This is a genomic window from Rhizorhabdus sp. P4_G5 (genome assembly GCF_056401065.1).
This window is the reverse complement of record NZ_JBFUKB010000009.1, coordinates 84,902-105,978: the sequence shown is the minus strand read 5'-3', so window position 1 is coordinate 105,978 and position 21,077 is coordinate 84,902. Positions and strand designations below refer to the sequence as shown.

Here is a 21,077-nt window from a genome sequence, read left to right as displayed (position 1 = left end):
CAAGCTGCGCAATCGCATCGAACGGACCATCGGTAAACTCAAGCAGCTACGCCGTATCGCCACACGATACGATCGCATCCCGCAAAACTATCTCGCTAGCCTATGCCTCGCTGCCCTCAGCTTCTGGTGCTGAATGTCGATTCAGCCTAAGCTTGCAACCTCGTTCCGCGGCCTCGTATCTGGCCACGGAAGGGTCATTCCGCCAGCTTCGCGGGCTCGGGCCACCAGGTCAGCGTGTGCACGTCATGCGCCGAGGTCCATAGCCCTGAATCGGTGAAGCGCAGCGCTCCGCTGCCTTCGGCCTTGCCCACACGCGCCAATATCGCCAGCGATTTCGGATTGATCACGACGAAGGTCTGATCCTCAGTAGTTCGCAGCCACACCATGCCACCGCCGGTGTCGATGTCGCCCCATTTCAGCACCGGGCCGACCTTGGCACGGCCGGTCACGTCCCCGCTTAGCGGATCGATGCGGGCCACCGTTCCGTCGCCTTGTTCCTGAACCCAGACAGCCCCCTCGCCGGCAGCGAGAAAACCCGGCTGCTTGCCGAGCGCGGTGGTCTTGACGACTGTGTCGCTTGCAGGGTCAATGCGCTGGATCGAGCGGCTCTCGCTGCTGACAGCCCAGACCGAATCGAATCCGAAGGCCAGATAATGAGCGCCGGGATTAACCGGAATCAGAGCTATTACCTGGTTCGTGGCCGGATCGATACGGGACAGGATGCCCTTGTTGTCGCTGGCGACCCAGATCGATCCCGCGCCGGCGACCACGTTGAGTTCGCCTTCAGGATTGGCGATGCCGGTGGGGATCGCGGCGACCTTCTGCGCGGTCTGCGTGTCGATCCGGACGAGCGCGCCTTCCTTGCAATCGGCCACCCAAAGCGCACCGGCGGATATCGCCATAGCGCCGCAGGGCTTCGTCATGGCGACCTCGGCGAGCTTGCCTTGCCGGGACCAGCGCTCGACCCTGCCATCATTCGTCGCCCAGACGCTGTCTCCATCGACTGCCAGGAAGTCCGCGAACCCAGGCACGTTGATGACCTGCTCCGCATGCGCCGCCGAAGCCGCAGCACATCCCGCCGCCACTGCCATGACCAATCTCCCAATCGGTTGCATCAAATGCCCTTTCGCTGCGTAGGTCAGGCGCGCTGCGCTATGTAGGCGCGCCAGCCGCCCAGTTGCGTGATGTCCTCGGCACCGTTCAGAGCGCGCGGTTCGGCGACGAAGCCCTTGACGCTGCTGCCATCGGCGAGCGTCACCGTGCCGATGGCCAGCGGTGCGGGCACTTCCACGACGAAGCTGCCGAACTCGGCGACGCCCAACTCGTAAATCTCGACCTTGATCGCTGCGCCATCCTGGCTGTGCGCCAGCGCGGGCTTGGGCGGCACGCTATCGGCGATGGCGTAAAGGCGATAGCTCGGGGCGGTCTCGAAAGCGCCGATGAACTTCGCGTCGCGCGAGGTCAGCTGCCAGTGGAGCGGCATGTCCTTCAGATGAGCGCCGACAACGGCCAGTTTCACGGTTTGCATCTTACCCTCCAGGTCGAGCGGTGGCGGCGACGGAACATCCGCGGCCGAAAGATAGATGTCGGCTGCGTCGAGGAGCGCGACGTCGCTGTCGGCGGGACCAATCAGGGTGATGCCGAACCCGGTCGCATTCGCGCGGACGCCGGCGGGAACCGCGACGGCGGCCATATCCAGCAGGTTCACGAAATTGGTGTAGAAGCCGAAAGCGCTGTTGAGCGCGATCGGCGCGGCCTTGAGTTCCGCGACGCGATAGGTCGTGCCGGTCGTCGGGAAAGCCAGCAGGTCGATGGTTTCCCACAGCGTATCGGCGTGACGCTTGAGTTCCGCGAGGCGGTAGATGCCGTTGAACAATTCGACGGCGCTCATCGCAAGGCCCGGCTCGACAACCTCGCGGACGGTGGAGTCGACGGCACCGGGATTGTCGGCGAGGATCCCGGCCATGGCCGCAGCCCGCTCCGCAACCCAAGGGCCGCTGTAGAGCAACTGCGCCGCTTCCTGGAGCGGCGCGTAGTCAATCTCGACGATATCCCCGAGGGCTGAGAGTGTCTTGATCGCGCGGTCGTAGAGATATTCCGATTCCGCATCGCCGAAGAACACGCGCTGGTCGCGGCGCGGGACGCCGATCGTCTTGCGGCCCAGCGGCCGGTCGGCACGCGGTTTGGAATAGGGATCGGCCGCGTCGAAACCCGCTATGATGTAATCGACCAGACGTGCGTCCGCGGTGTCGCTGGTGAAGGCCGTGATGCAGTCGAGCGTGCGGCAGGCCGGCACCAGGCCCCGGTTGCTCCATCGGCCCTTGCTGGGCTTGAACCCGATCAGGTGCTGAAAGGCGGCCGGAACGCGGCCGGAGCCGGCGGTATCGGTTCCCAACGCGAAAGCCACCAACCCGGCCGCCACGGCGACCGAAGAGCCCGAACTCGATCCACCGCTGACATATTCCAGGTTATAGGCATTCCTGGGGCTTCCGTAGGGGCTTCGCGTGCCGTTCAGGCCCGTGGCAAACTGATCGAGATTGGTCTTGCCGATGCAGATCGCCCCCGCGGCGGTCAGCCGCGCGATGACGGTGGCCGAGGCTTCCGGGCGATAGGCGAAGGCAGGACAGGCCGCGGTCGTATCGAGCCCCTCGACGTCGATATTGTCCTTCGCGGCGAAAGGAACTCCGGCCAGCGGCAGGACTTCGCCGGCGGCCACCCGCACATCGACGGCGCGCGCGGCGGCGAGCAGGTCTTCCGGCGTGGCCCGGCTAATCCAGATCTGCGGCTGGACGGTGTCGTAATGGACCAGCCGCGCGATCGTTTCTTCGATCACAGCGACGGCGCTGACGCCTCCCGCGGTGACGGCGTCTGCGATCGCCGAGGCGCTGCGACGGGTCAGCTCGGTCATGCGTGCCCCCTCAGCGCCATCATCGGCGCGCCTGGCTGCAGCGATTGCCGCTCCTGCACATACAGGGCCTGGACGGTTCCAGAGCCCGGGCTGCGCACCGGGCACTCCATCTTCATCGCCTCGATGATCGCAATCGTATCGCCGGCCTCGACTTTGTCTCCGGCCGCCACCAGCAGTTTCCAAACACTTCCGCCGAAGGGGGCTTCGATCAGATCCGCGCCATCCGGAACTTCGACGGCGCCCGACTGGGGCTGCTCGGCCTCCGTGAGATCGGTCAGGCGGTCGAATTCGCCGCTTCGCTGCCATTCGGCGCGTTCTTCGCCGAAGGCGGCCTGCCGCAGCGCCTGGAAGTCCGTGATCGCCTGCGCATTGTCGGCAAGGAAGGCCCGATAATCGGCGAGGCGGAACTCCGACGGCTCGATTCTGATCGAGCGCCGGCCGCTCGGAAAATCCCGGCGCCATTCGACGAGCTCGTCCGCGCTCACCGGATAGAAGCGGATCTGATCGAAGAAGCGCAATAGCCAAGGCTTGCCTTCGATAAAGGCATCGGTCTGGCGGTGGGTGTTCCACACCTGGATGGTGCGGCCGAACAGCTGGTAACCGCCCGGGCCTTCCATGCCGTAGATGCACATATAGGCCCCACCGATCCCCACGACGTTGGGCGGCGTCCAGGTGCGCGCGGGATTGTACTTGGTGGTGACGAGCCGATGCCGGGGATCGACCGGGGTCGCCACCGGCGCGCCGAGGTAGACGTCGCCGAGGCCGAGAACGAGATAGTTCGCCTCGAAGATCAGGTTCTCCACCGCCGCCGCGTCGGGGAGGCCGTTTATCCGCCGGATGAATTCGATGTTGTCGGGGCACCACGGGGCGTCGTCACGGACGGCGCCCATATATTTCTGGATCGTCTCGATCGTCGCCGGATCGCGCCAGCTCAGCGGCAGATGGACGATACGCGAAGGGATGGCAAAATCGGCCAGATCGCCAAGCCGTTCCTCAGCCGCCATCAGCATGGCCAAAGCGGCGCGCTGGTCCATGGTCTCGCCGTCGAAATGCAACTGTAGCGAGCGAATGCCGGGAACCACGTCGACGATACCGGCGGGGGCGAGCCGCTCGAGTTCGACCATCAGCGCGTGCGCCCGTATCCGCAGTTCGATATCGAGCACGATGGGGCCGTATTCGACGAGGATGTTGCGGTCGCCCTGCTGGCGATAGACCGTGCGCGGGCGGTTCGAACCTGCCGCGATGTCGGCGAGAATCGGGCTGAGCGTCCCGATCGATCGGGCCGGGCCCGTCCCATGCGTGGTGCCGGAGGTGATCAGCCCGCGCTGGCGCAGGTCCGCCGCGCGCGCGTCACCGATGTCGACCGGTGCGAAGCGCAGCTTGTCGCCGGGCGCGAGCTGTCCGATCATCCAGCGATCGGCGGCGATCACCACGAACGGGCAGACGAAGCCACCCAGCGAAGGGCCATCGGGGCCGAGGATGATCGGCATGTCGCCGGTGAAGTCGACGGCGCCGATCGCGTAGGGATTGTCGTGGATGTTGGATGGGTGTAGGCCCGCTTCGCCGCCGTCGGCGCGCGCCCATCGCGGCTTGGGGCCGACGAGGCGGACGCCGGTGCGGTTGCTGTTATAGTGGACCTGCCACTCGGCGGCCACGATCTCGTGTATGTCCTCGTCGGTGAAGAAATCGGGCGCCCCGTGCGGACCGTAGAGCACGCGCAAGGTCCATTCGTTCGTGAATCCCGGCAGAGCCGCTTCGGGCAAAGGGTCCCCGATCGCCTCGCCGGCCAGATGCAATGTGTCGCCGGCCAGCAGCCGGCGCGCGGCATGCCCACCGAACTGGCCGAGCTCGAACGTGCTGCGGCTGCCGAGATAGGGCGCGATGTCGAGCCCGCCGGCGAACATGATATAGCCCCGTATGCCGCCGCCCGTGACCCGGCCGAGGCTGAGCGTCTGGCCCGCTGCGACATTGATGGCGACGCCGCGCGGGGCCGCCACGCCATCGAGCGTCGCGCCGAAATCGGCGCCAGTCAGGCAGATGCGCGCCGGCGCGGTGAAGGTCAGCGACGGTCCGGTATGGATTACCTCCAGCCCGGCGGTGCCTTCGGGATTGCCCACCAGGCGGTTGCCGAGGCGGAACGACAGATCGTCCATCGGACCCGAGGGGGGAACGCCGACGGCCCACAGCCGCTGTCGACCGGGCCAATCCTGCACGGTCGTCGCCGTACCGCCGCTGACCACCCGGATGCTGCGCGGATGATAGGCGATGCTGTCGAGGACGCGGGTCGACACCTCACCGCCGACGAAGGCCGGTGAGCGCACCACTTCGCGAAGCCAGCGCAGATTGGTTTCGATCCCATCCACCCGGCTTCGGTCGAGCGCTGCCTGCATCGCCGCGACGGCATTGGCGCGGGTGGACGCTTGGACGATCAGCTTCGCCAGCATCGGATCGTACCAGGAACTGACTGTGCTGCCCGCCATGCACCAGGTCTCGGCCCGGATGTCGGACGGGAAGTCCACGGCGGTCAGCGTGCCCGAGGTCGGCCGATAATCGAGCGCCGGATCTTCGGCATAAAGACGGACCTGCACCGAATGCCCACTCGGCCGGGGCGGCTCGCCATCGAGGAAGGCAAAGTCCCCGGCGGCCCCGCGGATCATCCATTCGACGAGGTCGATGCCCATCACTTCCTCGGTGACGCCGTGTTCGACCTGAAGGCGGGTGTTCATCTCCAGGAAGAAGAACTCTTCCCGCTCGGCATCGTAGAGAAATTCGACCGTCCCGGCCGACCGGTAGGCCGCCGCTTCGCCCAGCCGGGTCGCGGCTGCGATCAGGGCGCCGCGCACTGCCTCCGGCAGCAACGGCGCAGGCGCTTCCTCGACCACTTTCTGGTTACGTCGCTGAAGCGAGCAGTCCCGCTCGCCCAGCGGCATGACCCGTCCCTCACCGTCACCGAATAGCTGCACCTCGATATGCCGCGCACGCCGAATGTAGCGCTCGAGGAAGATACCGGCGTCGCCAAAGTTGCTCTCGCCCTGGCGCGCCACGACGGAGAAGCCTTCGCGGACCGTGGCCTCGTCCTCGCATACGCGCATGCCGATGCCCCCGCCGCCGGCGGTGGCCTTGAGGATCACTGGGAAACCGATCTCGCGCGCGGCGAGCACGGCTTGCGTCTCGTCCATGAGCAGATCCGTACCCGGCGCGAGGGGGACAGCGTGCGCGGCGGCGAGCGCGCGGGCGCTGTGCTTCAGGCCGAAGGTGCGAATATTGTCTGGCGTGGGGCCGATGAAGATGATGCCCGCAGCCGCGCAGGCCTCGGCGAATTCGACGTTTTCGGCGAGGAAGCCGTAGCCTGGGTGGATGGCGCCGGCGCCGGTCGCGCGGGCCGCATCGAGGATCGCGGCGATGTTGAGATAGCTCTCCGACGCGCGCGCGGCGCCGATGCAGACAGCTTCGTCGGCCATCGCAACGTGAAGCGATTCCTCGTCGGCTTCCGAATAGACGGCGACCGAGCGCAGCCCCATCCGGCGCAGCGTGCGGATGATGCGGGTCGCGATCGCGCCGCGATTTGCTATCAGGACGGTATCGAAGCTCATGCGGCGACGATCATGCGCACAGGCGTGGGATTAAAGCCGTTGCACGGATTGTTGATCTGCGGGCAGTTGGAGACGACGACGATGACGTCCATCTCGGCACGCAGGTCAACGCTCAGGCCGGGCGCGGATATTCCATCGACGATGCCCAGCGATCCGTCGGGCTCCACCGGCACGTTCATGAAGAAGTTGATGTTGGAGACGATGTCGCGCTTGCCCCTGCCTTCCAGCAGGTTCGCCTCGAGGAAGTTCTCGACACAGGCGTGCTCGGCCTTGGTGTGATGGCCGTAGCGCAGCGTGTTGGACTCGCACGAGCAAGCCCCCCCGATGGTGTCGTGATATTCGACGGTGGTGGTGGCGATGGTCATCATCGGGCGCCCCTCGTTCGAACGCAGCACGGTCCCCTTGCGAAGGAACAGATTTCCTTGCGCGGCGACGGTATCCTGCGCGCTGTAGCGTTCCGCATCGTCCTCGGCGGAGTAGAGAAGGAAATCGACGGCCTGGTTGCCCTCCAGATCGACGATCCGAAGGGTCTGGCCCGCCGCGACATGGTGCAGCCACGGCGCGCGCGCGGGGACGATCGCATCATGGACAACGGAGCCGGAAAGTCCGGAAAGGTGGATATCGGCGCTCATGCGAGCCTTTTCCTTTTCAGCGACGGAAATAGTCTTCGACATTCTCGAAAGCCCGCAGGCCTTCAGGGGTGGCCGTGCGGACGGGGTCGTCCGTGGGGGTGATGGGACCGCGCCAGGCGGTCGCGCGAAGCGGCGTCACCGAATAGTCCTTGCGCGGATCAAGGACGTGCGGGCAGTTGGCGATCACCACGATCACGTCCATCTCCGCGCGCAGGGTCAAGCTCCGCTCGGGCGCGAACGGCCCGATCTGCGGCACGATCCTACCGTCGACCTCGATCCTGGCGCCCTTGAACAGATTGACGCACGGATGGACGTCGCGCCGCTGAAGGCCATGCTTGGCGACGCCGAGGAGGAAGCGATCGCGGCCGCTGGGAGTCGGGCCGCTGTTCGCTCCGTTGCCGTATTTCGCGGCGTTGGAGCCAGGGTTGGACGTGCCGCAGAAGCTGTCGTGCGTGCCGGCGCCGTCTTCGAGAAAGCTCATGAGGACGCGGCCCATGTCCGAGAGCAGCAGCTTGCCCGCCCCGAGATAGGCGTTCCACTGCACCTTGACGGTATCCGCGACGTTCAGCCGCTCGGTTGGCAGTTCGGCATTGAACACGAGGAGCGAGGCGCAGGCGTCGCCTCTGAGGTCGATCAGCCGCAACCGCGCGCCGCGTGCCAGCCGTCGCGTGGCGTAGCCGCCGGAGGCGATCGTTTCTTCCCACAGCAGGTCGTCCGAGGACACCCCGTCGGGCAGATCGATGGCGACCGGTGGCAGCACCGGCATGGCTTCGGCCACCTTGCCGGCCATGCCGCGGGCATGGTCGCGCGCCGCCATGGGATTTGCGAGATTAGCGGTCATGCCATTGCTCCTGCGAGCTTGTCGCCGGTCTCCGGTTCGTGGAGCGGCGGCAGGAGAGCGGTCGTCGAAACGAGCTGGAGCTGTTGCACGCCGCGGACCCGGCGAAGCGCATCGCACAGCGCCTTGAGGCGGGATGCGGGTCCTTGCACGAGCAGGACCTCGAGCGACTGGTCGTCCTCCAGGAAGACGTGCTGCGAGGAGATGACCTCCTTGAGATAGTCCGCCTGGGTCTGCGCGAGCTGATGCCGCACGCGGCCACGGTCGCCGCGGTAGACCATCGTGATCGTGCCGGCGAGCGTCTCTTCGGGGCGCGTGAACGCCTCGTGCTCAGCCAGAGCATGGCGGATAAGTTCGGCGATGAGCTGCGAACGCGACGGCAGGCCCCGCTCTTCCACCATCATGTCGAGCTGCCGGAACAGATCCCCCGGAAGGCTCATGCTGAGCCTGGCCAGGGTTGCGGGTTCGCTACCCATGTGAAATCGTCTCCTTTTGATCATGCCGGCTTTCGGGCGCGACGACCGTCGCTTCTGCGGCCGCTTCGCCTGCCTCCTTGCGCAGAGGCAGATCGTAGATCGCCGTCGCGCCGAACCGGTGCCGGGCGTGCGGGTCGTGGCGACGCTTGTCCAGCGCGAGCACCCGTGTTCCAAGCGTAAAAGCTTCGCGGATATCGTGCGTCACCATGATGATCGTCAGCGAATAGTCGCGCCAGAGCCGCGTGATCAGCGCGTGCATGTCGGCGCGGATGCCGGGGTCGAGCGCACCGAACGGCTCGTCGAGCAGCAGGATGCGCGGGCGCTTGATCAGCGCCTGGGCAATCGCCAGCCGCTGCAGCATGCCGCCCGAGAGCTGGGAGGGATAGAGGTGGAGGCTGTCGCCGAGGCCCACGGCGTCCAGCATCTCGGACGCCTCGGCGATAGCTGCGCGGCGCGGCGCGCCGAACAGCCGCGCCGATAGCGGCGCCCCTGCGCATTCGAGCCCGAAGACCGTGTTTCGCAAGACCGACAGATGGGGGAACACCGAATAGCGCTGGAAGACGACGCCCCGATCCGGCCCACATTCGGGCGTGAGCGGCGTTCCGTCGAGGAGAATATACCCCCGGGTCGCGGCTTCCTGGCCGAGGATCAAGCGCAGCAGGCTGCTCTTGCCGGCTCCCGAAGGCCCGATGATCGAGATGAACGATCCCGCCTCGACGTCGAGCGTCATCCGCTCGAGGACGATCTTGTCGCCATACTCGACCCAGACGTCCCGAAGAGAGAGAAGCGCGCTCAATGGCCCATTCCATGCGCCCAGGGGAACAGCCGCCGATCGAGGAAGGTCAGCGCCAGGTCCATCACCACCGCCAGCGCAGCGATCCAGGCGACATAAGGAATGATGACGTCCATCGCGAGATAGCGCCGGACGAGGAATATCCGGTAGCCGAGGCCGACATCGGACGCGATCGCCTCTGCCGAGACCAGGAAGACCCAGGCGGGGCCCAGCGCCAGGCGCATCGCGTGAAGCAGCCGCGGCATGGCCTGGGGCAGCGCGACCCTTATCATGATCTGCCAACTGCTCGCCCCCAGCGTTTGCGCCTTTATGATCTGCTCGCGCGGCAAGGCGGCGACATGGGCTGCGATGTCGCGCACCATGACAGGCGTGATGCCGATGACGATCAGCGCGATCTTCGCCGTTTCGCCGAGGCCCAGGGCGATGAACAGGATAGGCAGCAGGGCGATGGGGGGAATGACTGCGATGCCCGTGACCAGGGGCCCGAACGTCGCGCGCACGGGTGGCAGCACGCCGAGCACGAGCCCGACCGTGAGCGCCGCCAGGGTGGCTATCCCGAGGCCCAAGCCCAACCGCTGGAGGCTTGCCAGGGTGTCCGCCCAGAAGACGAGTTGTCCGGTCAGCTGGTCGGGCTGGAAAAGCAGGGCCGCCATGGCCCCGACCATGCCGCCGGGCAAGGGCAGGATCTTGTCCAGCGAATTGGCGGCATGGCGCTGCGCCGCCAGGAACAGATAGAGCAGGACCAGCAGCAGGATCGGCAAAGCCCCCAAGAGCAGCCGATCGCCTCGGCGAACATGTCGGCTCACCCAACGCATGTCGTCATGTCCCTATCCAAGAGTCTGGCCTGTCCAGGAGGAACCCAGCCGGGAGGCTCAAAGCGCGCCGTCGGCCGCCATCTTCATGAAGCTGTCGTCGAAGCGCAGCGTCACGTGCTGGGCATCGCCAAGCGTCTTGCCGCCTGGGAAACCCATGCCCACCGCGTCGGCCGAGGCGGCGCCCTTGAACAACCCGTGCGCGAAACTGAAGTCGCGGACCTGGGCCATCGTCTTGAGCAACGCCGGTGCCGTCGTCGCGGCAACGGCCGCCTTGGGATCCGAATAGAGATAGGTCGTGGTCAACTGGCTGTCGAAATTCGCAGGCGTCGCGCCCGACAGCTTCGCCATGGCGGCGCGCGCTTCCCTGCCTTTGGCGTCCTGGCGCTTCATCAGGGCCAGCGTCTCGTACCAAATTCCGGCCAGTGCCTTGCCGAGGTTGGGATTGGCCTTGATGGTGGCGGTATCGACCACCATCAAGTCGAGGATCTCGCCAGGGATCTGCGCCGAGCTGAACACCTCCTTGGCACCCGCCAGCCCCTTCATCACCGAAAGCTGCGGGTTCCAGGCGACGGCCGCGTTCACGTCCGGGCTGCTGAAGGCGCCGACGATGTCGGCGTCGGAGGTGTTCACGGTCTTGATATCGGTGGGCTTCATACCCGCCTTCTCGAGCGCGCGAGCCAGCAGATAGTGCGAAACCGAGAGTTCGACAAGATTGACCTGCCTGCCCTTGATCGCCGCAAACTGATCGGCGCCCTTGAGCAGGATGCCGTCGTTTCCGTTCGAATAGTCGCCGACGATGATGGCGCTGGTATCCTTGCCACCGGCGGCGGGGATCGTCAGGGCATCCATGTTGGTGACGGTCACGCCGTCGAACTTGCCAGCCGTGTATTGATTGACTGACTCTACATAATCGTTGACTTGCACGATGTTGATTTTGATGCCGTATTTGTCGGCCCATTTCTTTACGATGCCAGCTTGCTGGGCATAGGGCCAAGGCATCCAGCCGGCATAGATCGACCAGCCGATGTTGAATTCGGTTCGGGGCTTCGAAGGGGTATCAGGCCCTTTCGAACAGGATGCAATCGTAAGTGCTCCAGCCATCAGCGCGATCGTGCCCGCCTTGCGCAACATCCTGATCATGATTCGATTTCCTTCCGCAGTGCAATGTTACGAAAGTGCAGCTTGCTGTCCAGCCAAAAATATTACCGAATCTTATATGGGTAATACCTACCGCGCGCGAAAAACGATGCCGAAAAGGCAGTCGGCAAGGGCGGGCGGCGTCGCCGAGATCTGGCCCATGCAACCATTTCCGCCTGAACTTCGGCGAACTACCGCCATCTGGCGTGAATCGGCAACCATCGACCATGGCTCGCTGCTCCCGATTCGCGAATCGGTAATTCCGAAGCTCGCTGTGACCGGCTTGTGAGCGTTGGCGGGAGCCAGTGAGCGACACAGCTCAAAGCTTAATGATCGAGAAAATCGAGATATTGTGCAGCGCACCTATAATTTGAGTCATACTGTGCAGGTGCACAAGTATTACGCTTGACGGGTTCCGTAATATCCATATCGTATGGTCGTCGCTCTTCATACGGCGGCGAGCACGCAATGCGGGAAACGCACAACTGCAATCCGGTTAATCGGGCGCCGGCTTAGCCAGAGCGCCAAAGGGCGGAGGGTGTCACTTAAGGCTCCATAGCAAAGAGGGGCTAGGTGACTATGAACTTATTTCGCAACACGCTGCTCGGCGCGACCATGTTGATGGGCGTCGGAGCCACTTCCGCATTCGCGCAGAACGTGCCGGCGGACGCCGAAGAGGCCGATGGCAGCGACATCGTCGTGACCGCTACCCGCCGCGCGGTCTCGCTTCAGGACGTACCGATCAACATCAGCGCGGTCGGTGAGGAGCAACTTTCCAGGCAGCGGATCGACGATATCCGCGACATCGCCGACTTCACCCCCGGCGTGACCATTTCGGACACCGGTCCCGGTTCGACTGGAACGATCGTGCTGCGCGGCCTCAACGCGTCCGACTCGACCTCGAACGGCAATAACTATGACACCGCGCTCGGCGTGTATCTCGGCGAGGTTCCGCTCTATTACGACTTCAAGCTTCTCGATATCTCGCGCGTCGAAACGCTGCTCGGACCGCAGGGCACGCTGTACGGCCTTGGCACGCTGGCCGGCGCCATCCGCAATATTCCCTATCGCCCCAACACGAACGACATCGAAGGCGAAGTGCACGGCCGCCTGTACGGCAAGACCCATGGCAGCAAGGCCGGCTATGAGATGGACGGGGTGATCAACATCCCGATCGTCAAGGACCACATCGCCTTCCGCTCAGCTACGGGCTATTTCTACGATCCCGGCTTCATCGACTATCCGCTGCTGTTGCAGACGCCCGGCGTGTCGCTGCCGCAGCCGAGCGGCCCGGTCAGCGTGACGCCCGCGGCCTATGCCGCGAACCTGAAAAGCCGCAAGGATCTCAATTTCGAGAAGACCGTCAGCACGCGCAACCAGTTGCTTTTCCAGCTCAACCCGGACCTCAAGGTCAACTTCACATACGCCTTCCAGCAGACCAAGACGGATGGCGGCCAGTACAACAGCAACGGCGTGCTCGGCACGGGCAAATATGAGAGCGCCGGCCGATATATCGAGCCGGTAAAACGCCGCGCGCATCTGGGCAGCATGGAAATCAATGCCACTATCCCGGACATAGCCGATGTTGTCGCGACAACCGCCTACACCGATGTAAAATTTAAAGATCAGAACGATAATACCGACCTGCTGCTCGACCTCGATTATGATTATGAGGCCTTCCCGGCCTTTTCGAGCTGGAATGAAAGCCATGATCACCGCAAGCAATTCAACCAGGAAGTCCGCCTCGTCTCGGCCCATGGCGGCCCGTTCAGCTGGGTGCTTGGCGGCTTCTACAACCAGCAGAAGCGGCTTCGTGAATATACAGAGCACGTTCCTGGTCTAATCTCCGTTTTCGGACTTTATGGGAACACCATTGCGGATAATCCCGACGAGATCGAATATAATTCCTTCACCAAGTCGAAGGTGACGGAAAAGGCGGTCTTCGGCGAAGGCACGTTCAAGGTGACGCCACACTGGCAGGTGACCGCCGGCGCGCGCTATTTTGGCTATACCTCGGACGTGAGCGGCCGTGCGGTTATCCCCTTGCTGGACATCTTCGATCCTGGGACACAACCCCTCAGCCCTTATGACGCCGATCCCGCAGGCGGAAAGACGAAGAAGAGCGGCTGGGTGTGGAAGTTGAACACGTCGTACAATTTCACGCCGGAAATCATGGCCTACGCGACCTACAGCAAGGGCTATCGGATCGGCGGTCCGAACACTGTCGCGCCCTGCACCGTCATATTGCCTCCACCCGCGCAAAACGTCTGTGCTCTCCCGAACGAACTGCAATTTGGCCCCGACACCACCAAGAACGCGGAGCTTGGCATACGGACCCAATTCTTCGATCGCAGGTTGACGTTCAATTTCAACGTCTATCAGATCAAATGGAAGGGTATCCAGGTCGATTCCGCCACCTTCTATGGCATCGTCGGCATCAAGGTGAACGGCGGCAAAGCCAAGTCGGAGGGCTTCGAAGCGTCGTTCCAGGCTCGTCCGGTCGACGGCTTGTCGATCCAGGGAACCTATTCCTACACGGATGCCAAGCTGACCGAGGACGTGGCCAAGATCATATCCATCAACAACCCGGCGGGGACCTACCCCAGTTCGCCCGTCCAGTTGGACGCACTGTCCGGCGACCGCCTTCCCGGCTCGGCGAAGAACAGCGGAAGCCTGGGTGTGACCTACACCAAGCCGTTCATGGACGGTAACATCATCGCCGACTGGACCGCCACCTATCGCGGAAGTGTCGTGACGCGGCTCGGATGGCAGCGTGCTTATGGCGACAAGCTGCCCGGCTATGTTCTCCACCGTGCCTCGCTGGGCTACGAAACGGATCGCTACAGCCTCATCCTGTTCGCGAACAACATCTTCGACAAATATGCGGTGTCCTCAGTCAATCAAGATCGCTCACGCATCGGCATCAATGATGGCGTCGTGCTGCGTTACTACAAGCGATCGGTCATCAATCCGCGTACCTTCGGCATCGAAGCGCGGGTCAAATATTGATCCGGCCAAACGGGCGGGCGTCATTCCGGGAGGAATGGCGCCCCTCGCTTCAAAGGAGGGGATAAGATGGTCTTCGATCTAAAGGGGATGGCCGCGGGTGTTGGCCTGGCGGTCACGCTGATTGGCGGCGCGCTTTCCGCTTCTTGCGCGAGCGCCAAGGACGCGCCCTTTCCCAGGCTGTTTGCGGAGAAGTGGATCGACGGCACGCTGCCCGAGGAGCCGGCCACGCAGGTGCAGGCGCTCGACGCCGACACCTTCGTCATCCGCCAGTCGGTCAAGACCAACTTCGAAGCGCCGTTCCTCTATTTGCTCTTCGGGCGCGATAGGGCATTGCTGGTCGACACCGGGGCCGAGGGTGGCCAGATCAGGCCGACCGTCGATCGGCTCATATCCGAATGGCTCGCCAAGCACGGGCGCGGCGCGATCCCGCTGGTCGTCGCGCATAGCCACAGCCACGGTGATCATGTCGCCGGCGACGCCGCCTTTCGCGACCGCCCCAATACCACGGTCGTCGGACTCAAGCCCGCCGACGTGGCCGGCTTCTTTGGCATCGCCACCTGGCCGGACGAGATCGTCCGGTTCGACCTCGGCGGCCGCGCGCTCAGCATCATCCCCACGCCCGGGCACCAGGCGGCGGCGATCATGATCTACGATCCCAGGCTCCGGATATTGCTGTCGGGTGACACGCTCTATCCTGGCCGCCTCTATGTCCCGGTCAACTTCCTCACAGACGACCGTGCCAGCGTTGATCGGCTGGCGGCCTTCGCGGAGAAGCATCCCATCCGCGCGGCGCTGGGCGCGCACATCGAGATGACGCGCACCCCCGGCCGCGACTATCCGCACGAAGCGCCGACGCATCCCGACGAGCATCCGCTTGAGCTGCCGGTGCAGACCATCCGCGAACTGCAGACCGGCTTGAAGGCGCCGCTCGACACCCCCGGCAAGCCACAGGTCCACGACCGCTTCATCATCGTCCCTGTGGCCGCGCGCGCCGAATGATCGACAACGTCCGATAGCGCGCCGCGTTCGACACCAGCGTATCGATCAGAGCGCTGAATGCATGCGGATATGGAAATCCCCTAAAGCACTGATTTTACTTGATCTGTGAAGATGGGGGTTTTCGACCCAGCTAATCGAAAATCGACGCCCGAGCGCACCTGTCCCCATTGTCTATCCCCTCCTGATTGTGTCTTCTGACACAAGCAACGAGAAATAAATATTATTTTTCAATGGTTTATCGCTTGGTGACCCCAACGGGACTCGAACCCGTGTTTTCGCCGTGAAAGGGCGACGTCCTAGACCGCTAGACGATGGGGCCGTGTAGCGCTGAGGGGGGCCGATTAGGGCAGCGGCGGCGGGTGGTCAAGGCGGGTTCGGTATATTTCCTACCTGCATCTCAATCGGCCCAAGCCGCATCCTCGATATGGAGTTCGGCCGCGGGGCGGCTGCCCCAGTCGTCGATCTTCGGCCGGCCCGCGATCCACAGGCTGCGCTCGCGGCCCGCGCCGAGCAGCGCTTGCCCAAGCGCGCTGTCGGCGGCGCGGAAGGCTATCGTCTTGATCGAGCGTCCGTCTCGGCCCGAGACGATGGCGCGGACATGCCCCTGCCCCACCACATCGGCCTTGATGATGCGAATGGCGCCCGCGGCGATGCGCGGCGCCGGCCAGCCCGCGCCATAGGGGCCGCCGGCCTCAAGCGCCTCGACCAGCGACGGGGTGACGCCGCCGGGCGCCACCACCGCATCGAGCAGCAGCGCGCGGTCGTCGCGCGCGACGGCGACGGCGCTCGCCAGCCGGGCGTCGAGAAAGTCGGCGAGCGCATCCACCCCGCCGGCGCCGACGGTAAGCCCCGCCGCCATGGCGTGGCCGCCGCCGGCGACGAGCAGCCCCATATCCTTGGCCGCGAGCACCGCCGCGCCGAGGTCGACGCCGCCGATCGAGCGGCCCGAACCCTTGCCGACGCCCTCCGCGTCCAGCGCGATCACGATGACCGGGCGGCCGAGCTTCTCCTTTAGCCGGCCGGCGACGATGCCGATCACGCCGGGATGCCAGCCGCCGCCCGCGACCACCGCGACCGCGCGATTGCCCTGCGTGAGCGCGGCGACCTCGGCCTCTTCCTGGACGCTCTTCTCGATCGCGCGGCGTTCCTCGTTCAGGCGGTCGAGTTCCGCAGCGATGAAGCGCGCCTCCTCGGGATCCTCGGTGGTCAGCAGCCGCACGCCGAGATCGGACTTGCCGACCCGCCCCCCGGCGTTGATCCGCGGGCCCAGAGCGAAGCCGAGATCGGTGCAGGTGGGTGCGCGCGTCAGCCGCGCCGCCTCGATCAGCGCGGCGATGCCGATGTTGCGGCGGCCGGCCATGACCTTGATTCCCTGCGCCACGAAGGCCCGGTTGAGCCCGCGCAGGGCCGCGACATCGGCCACGGTGCCGAGCGCGACGATATCGAGCAGATCCAACAGGCGCGGCTCGGCGCGGGTGGCGAACCATCCCCGCGCACGCAGCAGCCGGACGAGCGCAGCGCCGAGCAGAAAGGCGACGCCGACCGCGGCAAGATGGCCGTGCGCGGCGCCGTCCGCTTCGTCGAGCCGGTTCGGATTGACCAGGGCGAACGCGCGCGGCAGCTCGGCGGCGCATTTATGATGATCGACGACGATCACGTCGATGCCGGCGTCATGGGCGAGCGCGAGCGCCTCGAATGCCTGCGCGCCGCAATCGACCGTGACGATCAGCTTCGTGCCGGCTTCGCCGATCCGCAGCAGCGCAGCGCCCGATGGGCCATAGCCCTCCATGAGCCGGTCGGGGATATAGGCCGCCGCGGGTAGGCCCAAGTCGCGCAGCAGGCGAACGAGCAGCGCTGCCGATGTGGCGCCATCGACGTCATAGTCGCCGAAGATGGTGATCGACTCGCCCTTCTGGACCGCATCGGCAAGCCGTTCCGCGGCGGCGTCCATGTCGCGGAAGATCGACGGATCGGGCATGAAATTGCGGATCGTCGGGACGCGGTGCTCCTCGATCCCGTCGCGAGGGCAGCCGCGCGCCAGCAGCAGCTGGGTAACGAGGCTGTCGGGTTCGAAATCGGCGTCGATGCCGTCCACCGTACCGCCCCGCCAGTGCCACGGCTGGCCGACGATAGAGCGGGTGATGTTGAGGACGGGAGCGCGCATGGCGGGACGTTAATGGGGGATCGGCAAGCTGGGAACCCCTCCCCATTTCCCAGCGCCGTCATTCCAGCGAAAGCTGGAATCTCTCTGCGCTAACCTGTCGAGAAGTGCCAAGAGAGATCCCAGCTTTCGCTGGGATGACGAGCGGAGGGGAAATGTGTGAAGGCCGCAGCTCCACGGGAGAGGGAGATCTTCAGTTCATCCCTTGTGGTGTTCGCCCTTGACCCAGCGGACGGTGCGGCTGGAGGCGCGCATCACCACGCTTTCGGTCGTCATGGTGCCGCCGGCGCGACGCTTGACGCCCTGGAGCAGCGAGCCGTCGGTGACGCCGGTCGCCGCGAAGATCGCGTCGCCCTTCACCAGGTCGTCGAGCTGGTAGATGCGGTCGAGGTCGGTCACGCCCCATTTCCGGGCCCGGGCCTTTTCATCGTCGTTGCGGAACAGAAGGCGGCCCTGGAACTGGCCGCCGACGCACTTCAGCGCTGCTGCCGCGAGCACGCCCTCGGGCGCGCCGCCCGAGCCCATGTAGATGTCGATCGTGGTGTCGGGATCGGTGACCGCGATCACGCCGGCAACGTCGCCGTCCGGGATCAGCACGATGCCGCAGCCGATCTTACGCAGCTCGGCGATCAGCTTTTCGTGGCGGGGGCGGTCGAGCACGCAGGCGATGATCTCGTTGGGCTGGACGCCCTTGGCCGCCGCAAGAGCGGTGACGTTCTCGGTCGGGGTGCGATCGAGGCCGACCAGCCCCTTCTCATAGCCCGGGCCGATCGCGAGCTTGTCCATGTAGACGTCAGGCGCGTTGAGCAGTCCGCCCTCTTCCGCGATCGCCAGCACGGCCAGCGCGTTGGGGCCGGCCTTGGCGGTAATGGTGGTGCCTTCGAGCGGATCGAGCGCGATGTCGATCTTCGGGCCGGTGCCGATGCCGCAGCCCACCTTCTCGCCGATATAGAGCATCGGCGCTTCGTCGCGCTCGCCTTCGCCGATCACCACGGTGCCGTCGAAATCGAGTTCGTTGAAGGCTGCGCGCATGGCCTCTACCGCAGCATGATCGGCCGCCTTCTCGTCGCCACGCCCGACCAGCTTCGATGCGGCGATCGCCGCGGCCTCGGTCACGCGCACCATTTCCAGAACGAGCACCCGGTCGAGCGCGTTACTTGCCTTCACCATGCGGGATTGCCTTCTCTATTGGGGAACGGGGGAGCGTTAGGCGAGGCTCGTGACATTGTCGAGAAGCCGCGCCTCTATTCATCCAGTATATGCATCAGCATAGGTTTGCCCGCGAGGCTCTGCGATCCGTCGAGCCGGTCGAGCGCGTCGGCAACCGCGCGCTCGGGACCGACATGGGTGACCATCGCGATGAGAACATTCCCGTCCTCGGTTGCGCCACGCTGTATGAGGCTTTCGATCGAAACGCCGGCATCGCGCATCGCCGCCGTGATCTCGGCGAGAACGCCTGGCCGGTCGGCGACGGTGAAACGCAGATAAACCCGGCCGCGACGGTCCCCGGCCGGTGCGGTCGCGGGCGTGGCGAGCGACGCCACCGGCATGGCGAAGGCCGGCCCGGTCTCGCCGCGGGCGATGTCGATAAGGTCGGCGACGACGGCGGAGGCGGTAGGGCCCTCCCCCGCGCCACGCCCCTGGAAGAACAGCCGGCCGACGAAATTGCCATGCGCGACGACCGCGTTCAGCGAGCCGGACACATGCGCGAGCGGGTGGCTGAGCGGCACCAGGCAGGGGTGAATCCTCTGGAACAGTCCCCGGGAATTGGCCTCGCCATGGCCGACCAGCCGGACCCGGAAACCAAGCGCGGCCGCCTCGGCGATGTCCGCGGCGATGACATGCCGGATGCCGGTGATCTGGATCGCGTCGAAATCGACGGCGGTGCCGAAGGCCAGGCTCGCCAGGATCGACAGCTTGTGGCCGGCATCGACGCCATCGATGTCGAAGCTGGGATCGGCCTCGGCGTAACCCAGTCGCTGTGCCTCGGCGAGAACGGCGGCGAAATCGCTGCCCTTTTCCTCCATCTCGGTGAGGATATAGTTGCAGGTGCCGTTGAGGATGCCGAACACCTCGGACACGACATTGGCGGCAGCGCCCTCACGCAGGCCCTTGATGACGGGGATACCACCCGCGACCGCGGCCTCATATTTCAGGGCGACACCGCGCTGCTCGGCCAGTTCGGCCAGTTCCAGGCCATGATGGGCGATCATCGCCTTGTTGGCGGTGACGAACGGCTTGCCCGCCGACAGGGTTTCGCGCGCGAGGGTCAGCGCCGGGCCGTCGGCACCGCCGACCAGCTCGACCACCACATCGACATTATCGGCAGCCGCCAGCGTCGTCGCATCGTCCACCCAGCCGAAGCGGGCTAGATCGACGCCGCGATCCCGCGAGCGATCACGCGCGGACACCGCGACAACTTCGATCGACCGTCCGGCACGACGCTCGATCAGCGCACAATTCTCGTCGAGCAGCTTGATGACGCCGGCTCCGACCGTTCCCAGACCTGCTAGCGCAACCCTCAACGCCTGCGGCATGCATGGCTCCCTTTCGATTCAATCGGTGCGTCCTAGGGTGGACCGCCGATATCCGCAACGGCGCACACGCAGTCGCACTCATTGCGTTATCATAATATCGTGTTTCCAAGGCGTTGGCCGCAGCGACAGGAACGTCCCACACTAACCCCCGTTAATGTCCCATCCCTGTTCGGGGATATTCGCAGGAGATTATGCCATGGACGAGAATCGTCAGGGCGGCAGCGACCGCACCAGTCATAGTGAGATGAGTCAGGATCCCTATCCGAACCGCCAGCAGGATCAGCAGCGCGAAAGCCAGCTGGAGCGCCAGCGCCAGCGCCAGGGCCGGGAGCAGGGCGCGCAAGCCGGCCAGGGCAATCAAGCCAGCCAGGCTGGCCAAGGTTCTGGCCAGCCTGCGCGAGAGGATCAGCAGCGTCAGGGCTCGGTGGATCGCCAGCAGAACCAGCAGCGCGACCAGCAGAGCGGAACCGATCGCGACCGCCAGCAGGGCGGGCAGTCGGGCCAAAGCGGCCAGCCGGGCAGCGATCGCGACAGCGACCGGCAGCGCTAAGACGCGACACAGGCTTTGAAGAGCCGACTGGGAGAAGGGGTCGCGAAAGCGGCCCCTTCGTTTGTCGGGGCGGCGGCGGAAGCAGGGCTCCCGACGGCCTCCCCAGCCCCTACAGCAGCGTCCGCTCCAGCGTCACTTCCGCGTTTAGCAGCTTCGAGATCGGGCAGTTCGCCTTTGCGCCATCCGCCAGTCTGGCGAACTCGTCGGGGTCGATGCCGGGCACCTTCGCCTGCAAGGTCAGCGCGGATTTCGTCACCTTGAAGCCATCGCCTTCCTTATCGAGAGAAACCCTGGCGGTGGTGTCGAGTTCACCATCGCCATATCCCGCGCCGGCCAGCGCGAAGCTCAGCGCCATGGTGAAGCAGGAGGCATGCGCCGCGGCGATCAATTCCTCGGGATTGGTGCCCTTGCCATCCTCGAAACGGGTGTTGAAGCCATAGGGCTGATGGTCGAGCACGCCCGACTGGGTGGAGACATGCCCCTTCCCTTCCTTGCCGAGGCCCGAATATTGCGCGGAGCCGCTGCGAACGATCATGAAATACCTCCTCTGATGGATAGCCGCTACTGTAACGCGCGACGCAACCAGTCTCTACCGGCTGGCGTAAATGGCGATAACGGGTAGAGACGGA

17 protein-coding genes and 1 tRNA gene are annotated in these 21,077 nt (G+C 65.0%); 4 read left to right on the top strand and 14 right to left on the bottom strand.

What is annotated here, in order from left to right; all coding sequences use genetic code 11:
- Window positions 1-194 precede the first annotated feature (194 nt).
- From AC1DQK_RS16045 to AC1DQK_RS16005, 9 genes are read right to left on the bottom strand one after another with little or no spacing between them, the layout of a single operon-like run.
- Entirely contained in the window at window positions 195-1,091 is an 897-nt protein-coding gene (locus AC1DQK_RS16045; RefSeq protein WP_477872297.1) for a Vgb family protein, read from the bottom strand.
- A 47-nt stretch (window positions 1,092-1,138) separates the two neighbouring features.
- Window positions 1,139-2,908, bottom strand: coding sequence for an allophanate hydrolase (gene atzF / locus AC1DQK_RS16040; protein ID WP_477872295.1), 1,770 nt, complete (start codon window positions 2,906-2,908; stop codon window positions 1,139-1,141).
- Complete coding sequence (gene uca, locus AC1DQK_RS16035; RefSeq protein WP_477872293.1) at window positions 2,905-6,501, bottom strand: urea carboxylase; 3,597 nt, start codon at window positions 6,499-6,501, stop codon at window positions 2,905-2,907. Before uca ends, atzF begins: the two co-directional genes overlap by 4 nt.
- Entirely contained in the window at window positions 6,498-7,133 is a 636-nt protein-coding gene (locus tag AC1DQK_RS16030; protein ID WP_477872291.1) for an urea amidolyase associated protein UAAP2, read from the bottom strand. Before AC1DQK_RS16030 ends, uca begins: the two co-directional genes overlap by 4 nt.
- Window positions 7,134-7,149: 16 nt before the next feature.
- The gene (locus AC1DQK_RS16025) at window positions 7,150-7,974 is read right to left on the bottom strand and encodes an urea amidolyase associated protein UAAP1 (RefSeq protein ID WP_477872289.1); all 825 of its coding nucleotides are present in this window, start codon (window positions 7,972-7,974) and stop codon (window positions 7,150-7,152) included.
- Window positions 7,971-8,447: a CopG family ribbon-helix-helix protein gene (locus tag AC1DQK_RS16020; RefSeq protein WP_477872287.1), complete on the bottom strand. Its 477-nt coding sequence runs from the start codon at window positions 8,445-8,447 to the stop codon at window positions 7,971-7,973. Before AC1DQK_RS16020 ends, AC1DQK_RS16025 begins: the two co-directional genes overlap by 4 nt.
- Window positions 8,440-9,243: an ATP-binding cassette domain-containing protein gene (locus AC1DQK_RS16015; protein ID WP_477872285.1), complete on the bottom strand. Its 804-nt coding sequence runs from the start codon at window positions 9,241-9,243 to the stop codon at window positions 8,440-8,442. Before AC1DQK_RS16015 ends, AC1DQK_RS16020 begins: the two co-directional genes overlap by 8 nt.
- Window positions 9,240-10,055: an ABC transporter permease gene (locus AC1DQK_RS16010; protein ID WP_477872283.1), complete on the bottom strand. Its 816-nt coding sequence runs from the start codon at window positions 10,053-10,055 to the stop codon at window positions 9,240-9,242. The genes AC1DQK_RS16015 and AC1DQK_RS16010 overlap by 4 nt, the downstream gene beginning before the upstream one ends.
- A 57-nt stretch (window positions 10,056-10,112) precedes the next feature.
- On the bottom strand, window positions 10,113-11,195 hold the full coding sequence (locus tag AC1DQK_RS16005) for a putative urea ABC transporter substrate-binding protein (RefSeq protein ID WP_477872281.1): 1,083 nt from the start codon (window positions 11,193-11,195) through the stop codon (window positions 10,113-10,115).
- 76 nt (window positions 11,196-11,271) lie between these two features.
- Between AC1DQK_RS16005 and AC1DQK_RS16000 the strand changes: the two genes are divergently transcribed.
- The 3 genes from AC1DQK_RS16000 (at window position 11,272) to AC1DQK_RS15990 (ending at window position 15,200) form a co-directional block, all read left to right on the top strand.
- Window positions 11,272-11,481, top strand: a complete 210-nt coding sequence (locus AC1DQK_RS16000) for a hypothetical protein (RefSeq protein WP_477872279.1) — start codon at window positions 11,272-11,274, stop codon at window positions 11,479-11,481.
- A gap of 290 nt (window positions 11,482-11,771) precedes the next feature.
- Window positions 11,772-14,201 carry a TonB-dependent receptor gene (locus tag AC1DQK_RS15995; RefSeq protein ID WP_477872277.1) on the top strand — a complete coding sequence of 810 codons (2,430 nt, stop codon included), beginning with the start codon at window positions 11,772-11,774 and terminating at the stop codon, window positions 14,199-14,201.
- A 66-nt stretch (window positions 14,202-14,267) separates the two neighbouring features.
- Window positions 14,268-15,200, top strand: coding sequence for an MBL fold metallo-hydrolase (locus tag AC1DQK_RS15990; protein WP_477872275.1), 933 nt, complete (start codon window positions 14,268-14,270; stop codon window positions 15,198-15,200).
- Window positions 15,201-15,443: 243 nt separating this feature from the next.
- On the opposite strand, the gene AC1DQK_RS15985 is transcribed toward AC1DQK_RS15990, so the two are convergent.
- The 4 genes from AC1DQK_RS15985 to AC1DQK_RS15970 all read right to left on the bottom strand — a co-directional run bounded on the left by AC1DQK_RS15985 (window position 15,444) and on the right by AC1DQK_RS15970 (window position 19,898).
- Window positions 15,444-15,519: transfer RNA gene (locus tag AC1DQK_RS15985), tRNA-Glu, on the bottom strand.
- 78 nt (window positions 15,520-15,597) lie between these two features.
- Entirely contained in the window at window positions 15,598-17,364 is a 1,767-nt protein-coding gene (gene recJ / locus AC1DQK_RS15980; protein WP_477872273.1) for a single-stranded-DNA-specific exonuclease RecJ, read from the bottom strand.
- Window positions 17,365-17,559: 195 nt separating this feature from the next.
- Window positions 17,560-18,531, bottom strand: coding sequence for a class II fructose-bisphosphatase (gene glpX / locus AC1DQK_RS15975; protein WP_477872271.1), 972 nt, complete (start codon window positions 18,529-18,531; stop codon window positions 17,560-17,562).
- 74 nt (window positions 18,532-18,605) lie between these two features.
- Complete coding sequence (locus AC1DQK_RS15970; RefSeq protein ID WP_477872269.1) at window positions 18,606-19,898, bottom strand: homoserine dehydrogenase; 1,293 nt, start codon at window positions 19,896-19,898, stop codon at window positions 18,606-18,608.
- Window positions 19,899-20,094: 196 nt separating this feature from the next.
- Here AC1DQK_RS15970 and AC1DQK_RS15965 point away from each other — a divergent pair, with 196 nt between their 5' ends.
- Entirely contained in the window at window positions 20,095-20,448 is a 354-nt protein-coding gene (locus AC1DQK_RS15965; protein ID WP_477872267.1) for a hypothetical protein, read from the top strand.
- 109 nt (window positions 20,449-20,557) lie between these two features.
- On the opposite strand, the gene AC1DQK_RS15960 is transcribed toward AC1DQK_RS15965, so the two are convergent.
- Window positions 20,558-20,983 carry an OsmC family protein gene (locus AC1DQK_RS15960; RefSeq protein WP_477872265.1) on the bottom strand — a complete coding sequence of 142 codons (426 nt, stop codon included), beginning with the start codon at window positions 20,981-20,983 and terminating at the stop codon, window positions 20,558-20,560.
- Window positions 20,984-21,077 lie beyond the last annotated feature (94 nt).

Coding starts and splice junctions, on each gene's coding strand:
- AC1DQK_RS16045 (WP_477872297.1), bottom strand. CDS start 1,091: ATGGCAGTGGCGGCGGGATGTGCTGCGGCTTCGGCGGCGCATGCGGAG.
- atzF (WP_477872295.1), bottom strand. CDS start 2,908: ATGACCGAGCTGACCCGTCGCAGCGCCTCGGCGATCGCAGACGCCGTC.
- uca (WP_477872293.1), bottom strand. CDS start 6,501: ATGAGCTTCGATACCGTCCTGATAGCAAATCGCGGCGCGATCGCGACC.
- AC1DQK_RS16030 (WP_477872291.1), bottom strand. CDS start 7,133: ATGAGCGCCGATATCCACCTTTCCGGACTTTCCGGCTCCGTTGTCCAT.
- AC1DQK_RS16025 (WP_477872289.1), bottom strand. CDS start 7,974: ATGACCGCTAATCTCGCAAATCCCATGGCGGCGCGCGACCATGCCCGC.
- AC1DQK_RS16020 (WP_477872287.1), bottom strand. CDS start 8,447: ATGGGTAGCGAACCCGCAACCCTGGCCAGGCTCAGCATGAGCCTTCCG.
- AC1DQK_RS16010 (WP_477872283.1), bottom strand. CDS start 10,055: ATGCGTTGGGTGAGCCGACATGTTCGCCGAGGCGATCGGCTGCTCTTG.
- AC1DQK_RS16005 (WP_477872281.1), bottom strand. CDS start 11,195: ATGATCAGGATGTTGCGCAAGGCGGGCACGATCGCGCTGATGGCTGGA.
- AC1DQK_RS16000 (WP_477872279.1), top strand. CDS start 11,272: ATGGGTAATACCTACCGCGCGCGAAAAACGATGCCGAAAAGGCAGTCG.
- AC1DQK_RS15995 (WP_477872277.1), top strand. CDS start 11,772: ATGAACTTATTTCGCAACACGCTGCTCGGCGCGACCATGTTGATGGGC.
- AC1DQK_RS15990 (WP_477872275.1), top strand. CDS start 14,268: ATGGTCTTCGATCTAAAGGGGATGGCCGCGGGTGTTGGCCTGGCGGTC.
- recJ (WP_477872273.1), bottom strand. CDS start 17,364: ATGCGCGCTCCCGTCCTCAACATCACCCGCTCTATCGTCGGCCAGCCG.
- glpX (WP_477872271.1), bottom strand. CDS start 18,531: ATGGTGAAGGCAAGTAACGCGCTCGACCGGGTGCTCGTTCTGGAAATG.
- AC1DQK_RS15970 (WP_477872269.1), bottom strand. CDS start 19,898: ATGCCGCAGGCGTTGAGGGTTGCGCTAGCAGGTCTGGGAACGGTCGGA.
- AC1DQK_RS15965 (WP_477872267.1), top strand. CDS start 20,095: ATGGACGAGAATCGTCAGGGCGGCAGCGACCGCACCAGTCATAGTGAG.
- AC1DQK_RS15960 (WP_477872265.1), bottom strand. CDS start 20,983: ATGATCGTTCGCAGCGGCTCCGCGCAATATTCGGGCCTCGGCAAGGAA.